This window comes from Aquimarina agarilytica ZC1 (assembly GCF_000255455.1).
GTDB classification, from domain to species: domain Bacteria; phylum Bacteroidota; class Bacteroidia; order Flavobacteriales; family Flavobacteriaceae; genus Aquimarina; species Aquimarina agarilytica.
The window spans coordinates 19,941-34,698 of sequence record NZ_JH621263.1 but is presented as its reverse complement, the minus strand read 5'-3'; the positions used below and the strand labels follow the sequence as shown (position 1 = coordinate 34,698).

6 protein-coding genes are annotated in these 14,758 nt (G+C 33.3%); 3 read left to right on the top strand and 3 right to left on the bottom strand.

The window, feature by feature from the left end; translation table 11 throughout:
* Positions 1–349 precede the first annotated feature (349 nt).
* From KQA_RS0211015 to KQA_RS0211005, 3 genes are all read left to right on the top strand, one after another.
* On the top strand, positions 350–664 hold the full coding sequence (locus KQA_RS0211015; RefSeq protein ID WP_010181076.1) for a hypothetical protein: 315 nt from the start codon (positions 350–352) through the stop codon (positions 662–664).
* Positions 665–809: 145 nt separating this feature from the next.
* On the top strand, positions 810–1,826 hold the full coding sequence (locus tag KQA_RS0211010; protein WP_010181074.1) for a 3-oxoacyl-ACP synthase III family protein: 1,017 nt from the start codon (positions 810–812) through the stop codon (positions 1,824–1,826).
* Between the two features lie 410 nt (positions 1,827–2,236).
* A complete protein-coding gene (locus tag KQA_RS0211005) occupies positions 2,237–2,614 on the top strand; it encodes a CoA-binding protein (RefSeq protein WP_010181072.1) in 378 nt (125 codons plus the stop codon).
* Between the two features lie 96 nt (positions 2,615–2,710).
* Here KQA_RS0211005 and KQA_RS0211000 read toward each other — a convergent pair whose 3' ends face one another.
* From KQA_RS0211000 to KQA_RS19600, 3 genes are all read right to left on the bottom strand, one after another.
* The gene (locus KQA_RS0211000; RefSeq protein ID WP_157366659.1) at positions 2,711–6,820 is read right to left on the bottom strand and encodes a CBM96 family carbohydrate-binding protein; all 4,110 of its coding nucleotides are present in this window, start codon (positions 6,818–6,820) and stop codon (positions 2,711–2,713) included.
* A 338-nt stretch (positions 6,821–7,158) separates the two neighbouring features.
* The gene (locus KQA_RS0210995; protein ID WP_040396291.1) at positions 7,159–10,893 is read right to left on the bottom strand and encodes a CBM96 family carbohydrate-binding protein; all 3,735 of its coding nucleotides are present in this window, start codon (positions 10,891–10,893) and stop codon (positions 7,159–7,161) included.
* A 414-nt stretch (positions 10,894–11,307) separates the two neighbouring features.
* The coding region (locus tag KQA_RS19600) for a CBM96 family carbohydrate-binding protein (RefSeq protein WP_157366658.1) at positions 11,308–14,758 on the bottom strand (3,451 nt) is incomplete at its 5' end.

Here is a 14,758-nt window from a genome sequence, read left to right as displayed (position 1 = left end):
TTATTCGAATTTACATTTTTTTACTGTTCATTAAAAAGTTTATTCTTTCCTTCGGTTAATATAATATTCTTTATTCTTTTAAGTTGAGTATGGAATGTTTATGCATAGTTATTTTTTATTTATCCTTAGATAAATTTAATTCTATTGATTAAATTTAAAACAAATACTAATTTTAAGTTATGATTAAAATTAAATATGTAACCTTATTTACGTTGTCTTTTTTAATGTTTTCTTGTAAAGAAAATAATAGTAGAGAAAAAAAGCAGAAGATTCAATCGAAAAAATAGAAGGGGAAGAAACGCCTAAGAATGGCACCGTTAACTTAACCAAAGAAAGTGAAATTTCTAAATTGGTAGCGGGAGGAAGTGAGCCTTCTTGGAATTTATTTGTGGATAAACTTGATGGAGGTGGTTACTCTTTTAAATTAGTAACATTAGCAACTGATGAAGGAGAAATTCGAGGGACTTTACAGTTAATGGAAGGTTCAATGAATTCAAGTGAGGAAAGAGTTGTTTTTAAAGGAATAGATCATAATAAAAACTCGATTGAAATAACACAATCAAATTTAGAGTGTACAGATATGTCCGGTCAAAGTCATGAAAGAACTGTGCGAGTAAAGTGGAGGGAATTTGATTTTTTAGGTTGTGATTATACTAAAAAATGAGCATAGCTTATTAAGATGCTTTTGACTGTAAATCAGCTGATTATTATGCTTGCATATATTAAGTAAACGCAATACTTTTCATTATGTACTTAAATAGGTAACTTGCGATCTTTATTTTATTTATTTAGAAAATTTAATTGAAAATATGTATAGCTCTAAAATTACTGGATTGGGAATGTATGTCCCTGAAAATGTAGTAACCAATGACGATCTCTCAAAAGTAATGGATACTAATGATGAGTGGATTCAAGAACGTACAGGTATAAAGGAACGTCGTCATATAAAGGCAGGTGATGGGAATTCTACTGCAGTTATGGGGGTAAAGGCAGCTAAAATAGCTATTGAAAGAGCTAAAATTGATAAAGATGCTATTGAACTTATTGTATTTGCTACATTAAGTCCAGATTATTATTTTCCTGGATGTGGAGTGCAAGTACAGGATTTATTAGGGTTACCTACCGTTCCTGCATTAGATATTAGAAATCAATGTAGTGGATTTATATATGCGCTTTCTGTAGCCGATCAGTATATTAAAACTGGTATGTACAAAAATGTATTGATTATAGGAAGTGAAAATCATAGTGGTGGTTTAGATATGACTACTAGAGGGCGATCTGTTTCTGTTATTTTTGGTGATGGAGCAGGGGCAGCCGTATTGAGTAGAAGTGAACATGATCACCAAGGGGTGTTATCAACACATATGCATAGTGAAGGGAAACATGCTAAAGAGTTAGCTATGATAGGTCCAAGTACAGAGCATTGGGTGCCTCAAATAATAGAAGAGCATGAGACAGCTACCGATGCCGATATTACTTATTACCCATATATGAATGGACAATTTGTATTTAAAAATGCTGTAGTTCGTTTTTCGGAAGTAATTATGGAGGGACTTGAAAAAAATAAGTTATCCCCTACAGATATTGACATGCTGATCCCGCATCAAGCTAACCTAAGAATTTCACAATTTGTACAGAAAAAATTTGGTTTAACCGATGATCAAGTATTTAATAATATTCAAAAATACGGAAATACAACTGCGGCTTCTATTCCAATTGCCTTAACAGAGGCATGGGAATCTGGTAAAATAAAAGAAGGTGATATGGTAGTGTTAGCAGCCTTTGGTAGTGGATTCACATGGGCTAGTGCTTTGATTAAGTGGTAGTTATTTTTTTTGTTAAAAGAATAAAAAAACGAAAGCCGCAGAGTTAACTACTCTCTGCGGCTTTCTTTTACCCTTTTGAAAATTATCATACTAACACTAACTACTAATCAATCATCTAAATCAATGAAGAACAAAAGGGTAAAAATTAACTAACCAACTAACTATTCTAATATCTATTATTATAGACGTATAAGGTTCGATATAATTACAGAAAAAATAGATTTTAACATTTTTTAGGTTGAGTTCTTTAATCATAGACTTTTAAAACTGATTGATACACTAATACTGCTAAAGGAAATCTAATCAGAACCCAAATTTGATCATAATCAAATATTTCATTGCTTAATTAGGATAAAGTTAAAATTGTAATTTTTGAATAGGTTGACCTACCAATACCCAAAAAAGAATATATGCCATTAAAAACATTAGTAATAGGAGCTTCATTAAAAGAAGAACGTTACTCGAATAAAGCAATAAATAAGTTAAGAAACTATAAGCACCCAACTGTAGCGATAGGGTTAAGAGAAGGAGAGGTACAAGATGTAAGCATAGTAAAAGGAAAACCTTTACTCGATGATGTGCATACGGTGAGTCTTTATATAAACCCTAAACGTCAACCAGAGTATTATGATTATATTATAGCTCTTCAACCAAAGCGTGTTATTTTTAATCCAGGGACAGAAAATCCAGAATTATTTGAGTTGCTTCAGCGTGCTTCCATTCCATTTGAAGCATCATGTACTTTAGTGTTATTATCAACAGATCAATATGAGATCACATTAAGTTAGGTTTATCTGTAAATCTTATTATTAGTACCATTGAAAAAGGACCGTCTTAATTTTTAAGACGGTCCTTTTTATCAAGCAACTTGATTTGAAAAGTTGTTATTCCTTGATAACTTTAACAATTTTTAATTTGTTTCCAGCACCTTGTAAACTTAATAAGTAAATTCCTTTACTGTAAGCAGAAAGATCAATTGAAGTTTCTGTAGTTTCTTTATCAATATTCACAGTTTCTAATAATGTACCACTTAGATCGTATACATTAATAGATTCTAATAATGATAAGTTTTCAGAATTAACAGTTACTGTATTTGCAGTAGGATTAGGATATACTTTAGCAGTAATATTTAAATCCTCGGCACCAATTTTAGCGCCATTATTGTTAGCATATGTAAGTGTTAATTTAGGTCCTTTGTTTCCGTTTTCTTTAGAAGCAAAAGCAACATCGTTACCACTTGTTTGTCTAATAATAAAAGTCACATAGTTTTTCTTATCAATGTTTGCTAACTTGATATCGATCTTTTTACCTAAAGCAAAGTTTCCAGAAACGCTACCTAATTTTTTGATATTGGTTGGCTCATTGTTTTTGTTTAAGTTTAATTCTGTCCATCCTTTATCAACACCTTGATAAACTTCGATAGTACCATTACCAGCATCACCATCTACTATAAGTGCTAAGTTTGCATTTTTAATAGCACCTTTAACACTACGTAAATCAAATTTTAAGTAAGTAGTACGTTTTCTATTTTCGGTTCTAAGTATTTCTGTGTTAAAACTAGTTGATCCTTGCATAAATGCATCTTGGTAGGCGTTAAAAGTTTTAGTAACAGGTTTAGCTTCATTTGTTTTAGAAACCTTAATAGAAGAAACTATATCATTAAAATTGTCCCCAATTAAACAAGCATTATTGGCTTTTAGTGTTATAGATTTTCCGTTAAAATTACTATTTGCAAATAACTGTACAGTATAACCCGATGCTATTTTAATTGATGACAGTTGATCATTTGAGAATTTTAAATTATTAAAATTCGAATAGTTACCAACATTAAGCGCTAAACTTTCTCCCCCAAAATTACAGTGTTCATATATAATAACATCTCCATTTGTTGTTGGAGTAGGAGTTGTTGGTTTTGGAGTCGGTTCAGGATTAGGAGTTGTAGGTTCAGGGGTAGGATTAGCAGCCACACAAGTAAACTGAATTCCAGTCCATCTTCCTCTAGAAAAAGCAGTTCCTCCATTTTCAGGAATTTTACCATTAGTGTGAGAGCTTGATTCCACTCTAATGATGTCTCCTTTTTTAACACTTACATTATTAAATGTTTTGCCTGCAGGAGAGTAATCAGTTGTTGTTTCAGGGTTTTTGTAAGTACCAATTAACTTACCACCTACTCTTAAACGATACGTGCTTTCACCATCAAGTTCAGCAAGTGTATTTAATTTAATATTGTAAGTACCTGTTTCACCTTTGAAATTAGTTTCTGCAGCAGCAAATTTATTTTTATGTTGTGCAGCATTAATGGCAATCGCTTTTCTTGCATTATCCTTATATGCTGGAGAAAAACCATTCACATTTAACTTATTAAAATCATTAATTGCATTTAAGCTTGAATTGCTACAATTTCCATTTGTTGGATTTTGTGGAGCAGGCTTAGGGGTAGTTGGTGTAGGTGTTGGAGTTGGAGCGGGTGCTGGATTGTTTGTGCAATTTTCAGCAATAGCTTTAGTTCCTTGACCTGAAGGTTTTTTGTAAGCTTTTGATAATATGAATTTATCAATTTCAAAACCATCTTCGCGCATAGAGAATGATACAGTATGAACACCTGCACTAGTCACATTTAAGAAAATCTTTTCAGGTTCCCCACAATGATTAGCAGCAGTTCGTTGTTTACTTTCCCATGTCCAGTTGTTTTTTCCACTACACCATTGCATTCTTGCACCAGATGCAGGCCATTTTCCATCTAAACCAACGTGTACTCCGTTGTCCTCAGTACCTGTAGAGTAAGCGCGTACCCAAACAAAGTATTTTCCGGCAGACTTAAAGTTTACTTTGTAATTTACAATAGCAGCTTCACCAGGAGTGTTTGAAAAGCTCACTCCATTTTCTAAAGGATCAGCATGTACTACTCTTGTATCTGGTAGTAATTCAATATACTTACCGTTACTAGCGCCATCGGCATGATTTCCATCAGGGTCAGGTTTTGGTGTATTCTTTGTGTTTTTATCTAGTACTAACCATTCTCTTTTACTAGTTTTTGATTGACTAATAAAATCTTCGGCTTCCACAGCAATTACTCCATTGTTTTCTTCAAATATTTTTTCGTTACAATTTCCATTTGTAGGAGGAGTAACCGAAGGGTTTGGGCTTGGGTCAGCTACTGGTCCAACTACTACTGGAGGTGCTGGGTTAGTTACCGTATTGTTTGTGTTTGTAACTAAAGCTACCCAGTCATTATTTGTATTATTTGGTGGGTTTCCTATACCTCTTTTTGCTCCACCAGAAATTTGGGTAACACTACCATTTTTAAGCGTTCCACCATTTCTTGGGTCAAACCATTTTACATTAAAGTTACCATTTACACCACTTAAGTTTAATTGCGTATTACCTCCATTTTCAAGGTATATGACATAAGTTTTTCCAACTTCGGCCAATACGTGATTATTATTACCATTAGCTAATTTATCATTGTTAGCCATGTTCCAATAAGGAATTTTATTTCCTTTAAAGAAATTAAAAGCATGTCTAGACCAATTAAATAAAGTGCTAAAACGATCAAAGTTTTCTGTTTGGAAGTCTCCTCTGCTTCCTCCGTACCACATTACACCTTGTCCACCTGCAATTAAGGTTTTCCACAAAATGATAGTTCTAGCTTCTTTTACTACACTTTTTGTAGACATTTTTTCATCGGTAAAAATACCTGTTTTACCACTGTTTTGTTCGTCTGAAGCTACTACCCATGGAGTATTGTTGTTTTTTGAATTGTTTATCCAAGTAAGAATACCACTTTTACCATTATAGGCGTCTCTGTAATTTTGATTTCTAGAACTTTGAATTGATGCACCAGTTAATTTAGCTCCTAATCTTAACCAGTCATTATATTTACTATGCTCACCAGGGTAGGTGTGAATAACTCTATGGTTTTGGTAAGCATCAATTGTAGCCAAAAAGTCAATACGTGCCATAGCAGATTGTGCTGCACCTCTGTATTCTTCAGAAATATTCCACTCAATAGCTAAGTGATGTCCAAAACGAGCTACCATTTCACGGTATTGAGCTCTAATTTCATTTGCATTTAATTTATCCCAGTTTTCATTTTCAGCTAATTTAAAATGCATAGCTAAACCAAGCTTTTCGGCATGATCAAAAACAACTTCCCACTGGTCTAATTTAGAAACGTCAAAAGCAAATTTATTATTAAGGTTTACCCAAGGAAATACATTTTTGTCATCACCTCCGTATAAAGACATAGAGAAAGAGTTCATTCCTTGTCTTTTGATGTAATTTAATGCCCCTATTATGTTTTTACCTTTTCCGTTTTTAAAAGTAGGATCTCCATTTTTAAATTCCCCTTTGTGTGGCGCAAATTTATGTGTTGGACAAAGACCACACTTATTTAATTTAGCATCAAAATCAAACTCATTATAATTTAAAAAGTTTTCAGGTGAATCTGGACCAATTTTTAAGAAGTATTCACCCGTTTCTGCAAACTGTAGGTAACGTCTTGAGTTATTGTTTCCTGAAGTTTTATAAGTTAATCTACCCTTAGCTCTCAAATCAGGAACTGATTTGTTGTTGTTTTGAATAGTACCAACATTACCAGTTAATCTTTTGGCAGGAGCAGGTAGTTGGGTTACATTTTTAAGTGCTACATCTGTACCTGTATAATACAACACTTCGTATTTCCATGCACCTGTCATGTAAGGACGTAAAATAGCTTTAAAATTTTTACCACTTTTTGAACTTGAATTAGCAGCATTTCCATCGGCAGCAAAATAACCAGGAACTCTAATTTTTCCACCATTTGGATCTGTAAATACTACATCCATTCGGTGATTTTTAAAAGTGTTTGCACTTTCATTTAAGTTAGCGCTAGGTAAATCGACACTTAGGGTCACTTTGTGCCATTTTTTTAATTCGCCACTAATTTTTTGAGCGTTGATTAGGTTGGATACGCTGAGCAAGCATATCAAAAACATTGTTAATTTTTGTTTCATTTTTTTAGTTTGTTTGTGTTTTGTTCTAAAAACTATTGCTTTAATAACTACAATTTTAAGGCATTTATTTTGGCCTAACAATAGGGGTAAATAAGCCAGCCGTAACCTTGTTTTTAAAGGGGCTTTTAATTGTATTTTTAACTTTTTAAGGTGTGTTTTAAAGGGAGTAATAAGGCTAGGTAACAATAGTGGTAAGAAAAATATTACTCAAATTAAATTTAGAAAAATATACCAATATAAATTAGCGTAAGAATTTTCAAATTCCACAGAAATTGATACAATAAAATAGGCCGCTTTTTAACAAAAAAGCGGCCTAGATTTAATAAGTGAAAAAATAATTACTCTTTGATAACTTTAATTATTTTTATGTTGTTTTTAGCATCTTGTAGGCTAATTAAATAAATTCCATTACTGTAATTTGAAAGATCAATATTAGTCTCATTATTTATTTGAGTATTAGAGATTCCTTGTAATAGTATTCCGTTTAAATTAAATACTTTAATTGATTTTAATTTAGATGAATTTGCAGAATTAATGCTTATATAATCAGTAGTTGGATTAGGGAAAATAGAGGCCCTAACTTCATTGTCTACATCAGGGGTATTTATTGATAAGGTAGATTCTGTATAGGTAATAGTTAATTTTGGGCCATTGTTTCCACTTTCTTTGGAAGCAAAACTAACATCATTGCCACTTTCCATTTCTATAATTAATGTGACAAAATTAGATTTATTAAGGTCTGATAAAGCAATGGAGTTTTTACTATTTAAAGGGTAATTTTTATCAAGACTACCTAGCTCACTTCCTTTTGTTGGCGTATTGGTATTGTCTAAGTTTGTTTCGGTCCATCCATTAGTATCTTTACCTTGATATACTTTAATGATTCCATTACCAGCATCACCAGAAACGTTAAGCTCTAAATTAGCCGCATTTATGGTACCTGTAACCGCACTCAGATCAAATTTTAAATAAGCAACACGTTTCCCTTTTTCTATTTTAAGTTCATTAGTGTTATTGTTTACTCCATTTTGTAAAAAGGCATCATAAATAGGAGAAAGTGTTATTGATTTAACTCCAGTAGTAGGAGCAGTAGGAGGTGTTGATTCCGTACATATAAATTCAATTCCTGTCCATCTTCCTCTAGAAAAAGCAGTGCCTCCATTTTCAGGAATTTTACCATTAGTGTGTGAACTAAATTCGACTCTAATTTTATCTCCTTTTTTAACGCTTATATTGTTAAATGTTTTTCCAGCAGGAGCATAATCAGTAGTTGTTTCAGGATTTTTATAGGTTCCTATTAGTTTACCATTAATATTTAAACGATACGTGCTTTCACCATCAAGTTCTGCAAGTGTATTTAGTTTTACATTATAGGTTCCTGTTTCTCCCGTAAAACTAGTTTCTGCAGCAGCAAATTTATCCTTGTGTTGAGCTGCGTTAATGGCAATAGCTTTTCGCGCATTATCTTTGTATGCAGGAGAAAAACCTGAGATATTTAGATTACTAAAATCATCAATTGCTTGTAAAGTTACCTTATTACAACTTCCATTTGTCGGAGTTGTTGGAGTAGTAGGTGTAGTGTCATTACAGTTATTTACTAAAGCAAATGTTCCGGCATCGGTTGGTTTTTTATAAGTTTTTGATAATATCATTTTATCTACTTCGAAACCATCTTCACGCATAGAAAAAGATACCGTATGTAAACCTGCACTAGGTACGTTCAAGAAAATCTTTTCGGGTTCCCCACAATGATTTGCAGCTGTACGTTGCTTGCTTTCCCAAGTCCATTTGTTTTTACCGCCGCACCATTGCATTCTAGCTCCAGATGCCGGCCAATTCCCGTCCAGACCAACATGTATTCCATTATCTTCACTACCTGTAGAATACGCACGTACCCATACAAAATATTTACCAGCAGATTTAAAGTTGACTTTATAACTTATAATAGCAGCTTCGCCAGGAGTGTTTGTAAAGCTTACTCCATTTTCTAAAGGATCAGCATGTACTACTCTTGTATCTGGTAGTAATTCAATATACTTACCGTTACTTGCTCCTTCAGAATGATCACCATCTGGGTCTGGTTTAGGAGTATTTTTAGTAGATCCATCAAAAATGAACCATTCTCTTTTGCTAATTTTTGTTTGTTCAAAAAAATCTTCGGCCTCAATAGCAATTACTCCTTCGTTTTCTTCAAATATTTTTTCTTTACAATCATCTGTAACAGGAACGTTTGGTTCTGGTGTAGGATTGGTAACCACTGGAGGATTAGTAATGGTTGCTGAATTATCTGTGTTAGTAACTAAAGCAACCCAATCATCATTTGCATTATTTGGAGGGTTACCAATTCCTCTTTTAGCACCACCAGAAATTGTAGTTACGCTTCCATCTTTTAAGTTTCCACCATTTCTTGGGTCGAACCATTTAACATTAAATTTTCCAGTAATTCCATTCAAATTCAATTGAGTGTTTCCTCCTTTTTCAAGGTAAATTACATATGTTTTACCTGCTCCAGCTAAAACATGATTGTTTTTACCATCTGCTAGGTTGTCATTATTTTGCATTTCCCAATAAGGAACTTTGTTTTCTTTAAAAAATTTGTAGGCATGTCTTGACCATTCAAATAAGGTGCTAAAACGATCAAAGTTTTCGGTTTTGAAGTCTCCTTCACCACCACCATACCACATAACACCTTGTCCTCCGGCGATAAGATTTTTCCATAAGTAATGTGTTCTAGCGCTTTTTTTAACAGTTTTATCATTAATGCTTTTACTATTAAATATACCAGTACTACCAGGATTTTGTTCATCCGAAGATACTACCCATGGCGTATTATTGTTTTTCGATTTATTAATCCAAGTTAAAATACCGCTTCGACCATCATAGGCATCATTAGGATTACTCGCACTTTGAATAGAAGCACCCGTTAGTTTAGCTCCTAATTTTAACCACTCATCATATTTGCTATGTTCTCCTGGGTAGGTGTGAATTACTCTAGGGTTTTGGTAAGCATCGATAGCTTCTAAAAAGTTGATACGCGCCATTGCGGATTGGGCGGCACCACGATATTCTTCAGAAATGTTCCATTCAATAGCTAAGTGATGTCCAAAGCGAGCTACCATTTCTCTATATTGAGCTCTAATTTCATTAGCATTAAGTTTATCCCAATTTTCGTTTTCTGCTAATTTAAGGTGCATAACTAATCCAAGTGATTCGGCATGATCAAAAACCACTTCCCATTGATCTAATTTTGAAACATCAAAAACAAATTTGTTGTTTAGGTTCACCCAAGGAAATACATTTTTATCATCACCTCCATACAGAGACATTGAAAAGGAATTCATATCCTGTTTTTTAATATAATTCAATGCACCAATGATGTTTTTACCTTTTCCGTTTTTAAATGTTGGATCTCCCGTTTTGTAGTCATTTTTATGAGGAGTAAATTTATGAGTTGGACAAAGTCCACATTTGTTTAATTTGGCATCAAAATCAAACTCATCATAGTTTAACATGTTTTCTGGTGAGTCTGGGCCAATTTTTAAAAAGAATTCCCCAGTCTCTGAAAATTGTAAATAACGTCTAGAATTTACATCACCTGCAGTACGGTAAGTTAGTCTTCCTTTAGCACGTAAATCTGGAGCAGTTACGTTGTTGTTTTGAATATCACCAACGTTTCCTGTTAATTTTTGTGCTGGACTAGGAAGTTGATTTACATTTTTTAAAGCGACATCAGTTCCTGTATAATACAATATTTCATACTTCCAAGGTCCAGTCATGTATGGACGTAAAATGGCTTTAAAAGTTTTACCACTTTTTGAACTTGAATTTGCAGCATTACCATCGGCAGCAAAGTAACCAGGTACTCTAATTTTACTTCCGTTTGGATCTGTAAAAACAACATCCATTCGGTGATTTTTAAAAGTGTCAGCACTTTCATTAAGATTAGAAGCAGGTAAATCAACACTAAGGGTTACTTTTTCCCATTTTTTTAATTCGCCGGTAATTTTTTGAGCATTTATCATGCTTGAAAAGCATAATATACTTATTAGAAATAGTGAAAATTTTTGTCTCATGTGGTTAAATTTTATGAGTTGGTTTCTGTATATGTTTTGTTAACTAATACAATTTTAAGCTATTTATGAAGGTAAATCAATAGGTTAAAAAAGTGCTACCGTCCACAGTTTTAGAGGAGCTTAATTAAATAGAATTTTAACTTTTTAAGCTGTCTTTTATGGGGGGATTTTTAATAGCTAATAAATTAAGTAAGAAAGATATTACTCAAATTAATTTTACAGTATTGGTAGATTGAAGAGTAAGATTACTTTACGTAAAGTTTATAATGATGTAGCTGTATTTTTCTATAAGAAAAAATGATGCTATTCTATTGAATCCTTGTGATAATATAAAAAAAACAAGACCGCTACTATGGCAAGGCGGTCTTGTTAGATAGTTTAAAACTAATTTTAAACTGTATGTGATTTGATTAATTACTCTTTAACCACTTTTATAATCTTTAATTTATTTGTGTCACTTTGTAGACTTAATAAATAAATACCATTACTATAATTCGATAGATCGATAACTGTTTCAGGTTTTTCTTTATCGATAATCACTTTGTTTAATAATGTACCATTTAAATCGTATACATTAATAGCTGATAATTGTGATAAATTTTCGGAAGAAACAGTTACACTATTTACCGTTGGGTTAGGGTAAACATTAACATTAATGTTAAAGTCCTCAACGCCAATTTTAGCTCCGGTATTTTCAGTGTAAGTAAGTGCTAATTTAGGTCCTTTATTTCCATTTTCTTTAGAAGCAAAAGCCACATCATTACCACTAGTTTGCTTAACAATTAATGTAACGTAATTTTTCTTGTCAATATTAGTTAACTTAATGTTTACTTTTTTGCCTAAAGTAAAATTACCAGAAGTACTTCCTACTTTTTTTAATGTGGTAGGTTCGTTACTTTTGTTTAAGTTAAATTCTGTCCAACCGCTATCGGTACCTTGGTACACTTCAATAGTACCATTACCAGCATCACCATCTACTATAAGTTCCAGGTTTGCATTTTTGATCGTATTTACTTTACGTAAGTCAAATTTTAAGTAAGTAGTACGTTTTCCATTTTCGGTTCTAAGCATTTCGGTGTTGTAGCGCTTATCACCTTGCATAAAGGCATCTTGAAGTGCATTAAACTTGGTTGTTTTTTCCACATTTTGTTCAATGTCAAGAATTAACTTAGGAGCAGTTGCGTTACCATTTTCTTTTGATGAAAAAGCAAAATCGTTACCACTAGTTTGTTCGACAACTAGTGAAATTTTTCCTTTAGAAATATCATTGGCAGAAAGTGGTATACTTATTCCTTTTCCTATAGTATAAGTTCCAGAAGTGTTACCTAGTTCCTTCCCTTTACCTGGAGCATTAGCTGCAGATAAGTTAGTTTCGGTCCAATTTGTTGAAGTTCCTTTGTATACTTTAACAGTTCCGTTTCCAGCATCACCATTTACAGTGAATTCAAGACTTGCTTTAGTAATTTTTCCTTTAACTTTTGATAGGTCAAATAATAAGTGAGCTGTACGCTCATTTCCTTCGACACGAACAATACTCGTGTTAAAACTCTTATTGCCTTCTAAATAAGCATCATGAATTGGACTGTATCCACCAGTGGTATCTGGTTTTGATGGTGTTGTAGGAGGAGTAGTAACTGGAGGTGTAGTAGGATTAGGAGTAACTACAGGAGTTGTTGGTGTAGTTGGAGTAGTACTACCAGTACAAATAAACTCAAGACCCGTCCATCTTCCTCTAGAAAAAGCCGTTCCTCCATTTTCAGGAATTTTACCATTTGTATGTGAACTAAATTCAACTCTAATTTTATCTCCATTTTTCACACTTACATTAGTAAATGTTTTTCCAGCTGGAGAATAATCAGTTGTAGTTTCTGGATTTTTATATGTCCCTATTAATGTACCATTAACTCTTAAACGATAGGTGCTTTCGCCATCTAGTTCAGCTAGTGTATTTAATTTAATGTTATAAGTTCCTGTTTGTCCAGAAAAATTAGTTTCAGCAGCAGCAAATTTATTTTTGTGTTGTGCTGCGTTTATACCTAAAGCTTTCCTAGCATTATCCTTGTACGCAGGAGAAAAACCGTTAATAGCTAAATTAGTAAAATCACTTAATGCAGCTAAAGTTGTATTGCTACAATTAGGATTTGTTGGTGTAGTAGGTTGGGTCGGAGTTGGAGTAGGGTTTGGTGTAACAACAGGTGTTGTACTAGGTGTTGCTCCTCCTTTTTTGGTAATTAAAGCTACCCAATCTTCTTTGTCAGGGGCAACTAAATTTCCTCCTAATGTTTTTTTAGCAGTAAGGTTACCACCAGTTCTAGGATTATACCATTGTACATCATACTTATTATTTCCATTAGGTAAATTTAGACCTGTACTTCCACCATTAGGTCTGTAAATAGCATATATTTCGCCGTTTTTAGCTAATACATAATCTTTTCCATCGGCAGTTACATTATCGGCACTATTCATGTCTACCATGTAGGCTTGTAAATGTGTATTGAAAAAAGCTAAAGCATAACTTCCTTCTTTATATTTTCTACCTCTCTTACGATGATCATTTCCATTGATGTCTCCATCATCATCCGTGTAACCACTATAATATTCAACACCAGCACCACCTGCAATTAGTGTTCCCCAGAGCACTTTATGTCTCACTTCTTTATCAGAAACTCTAATTCCTTGTCCAGCACTTCCTTGTTCATCATTGGCAACAACCCATTTTCGGCCTTCTTTTCTTGACTTTTCAATCCATCTTTTTACATCATTATGAACTTTATTTTTATCTGTTTGAATTGAAGCTCCAGTTAATACGGATTGATTTCCTATTAAAGGATTGTATCCTTGATCTTGTTTTCCTGGAAAGGTATGGATAACAATGTTGTGATCATACGGGTCAATGTTTTTAATGTATGAAGCAGTTGATTTTACCACATTATCAGGAATTGTAGTTTCTTCTGTTAAATTCCAGTTTAAGGCTAAGTGATGTCCAAAATGAGCAATTAATTGACGGTAATAGATTTTACGTTCGTTACCGAATTTATTACCATCCATTTTGTTGTCATTTTCTGTTTCCATGGTTTTAAAGTGCAAGTACATCCCTTTTTTATCGGCATATTCCATTACTTTTTCCCACTGATCCATTTTAGAAACATCAAAACGGTTATGGTGCATTTTATTCCATTGTGCATTTCTGTTGCCACCATTTTTTTCATAGTCGGCTACTGAACCTTTTAATAAATGAGGGAAAACGGCTCCGCCATCACCACCAGCATTCCAAGTAAGGAATGAAACAACATTAGCTCCCTGTCCCGATAAATAGTTAATCATACCTAATATCTCGGTTCCTTTATTATTATTCCATGTGTAGGATTGTGCATCATTTGCAGCATAATCTCTTTGGTGGGGTTGCCATGTTTTACTTCCTATTTTGTTTAGGTTATTTTTAAAACTAGGTGTAGCATCAAAATCAACATAATTAAAAGCATTTTCGGGTGAATCTGCACCAGCTTTTAAAAACCAAGGTCCATTTGGACTAGTAGGATTAGTTCCAGTGTGTTTTAAATAATGTTCACCAACATATTGTAATCTTCCTAGGCCTTTATTTCTAAAGTCTTTTCCAGATTTGTTAGATTCGGCAATGTCAAAAGAACCAGATTTACCATTCATAAACCCGGCAGCAGATCCACCTCCATTAATGGCTACATTAGCACCTTTTTTAAAGGATGCCTTCCAGTTCCAACCACCAATTTGATCAGGAGAAAAATTTACTCTCCATTTATTTCCTGAAGTACAGCTATTATTAGCGGCATTACCACAAGCTGCGAAATATCCAGGTATTTTATAAGACCTGTTACTACCTTTATGAATA

Coding starts and splice junctions, on each gene's coding strand:
- KQA_RS0211010 (WP_010181074.1), top strand. CDS start 810: ATGTATAGCTCTAAAATTACTGGATTGGGAATGTATGTCCCTGAAAAT.
- KQA_RS0211005 (WP_010181072.1), top strand. CDS start 2,237: ATGCCATTAAAAACATTAGTAATAGGAGCTTCATTAAAAGAAGAACGT.
- KQA_RS0211000 (WP_157366659.1), bottom strand. CDS start 6,820: ATGAAACAAAAATTAACAATGTTTTTGATATGCTTGCTCAGCGTATCC.
- KQA_RS0210995 (WP_040396291.1), bottom strand. CDS start 10,893: ATGAGACAAAAATTTTCACTATTTCTAATAAGTATATTATGCTTTTCA.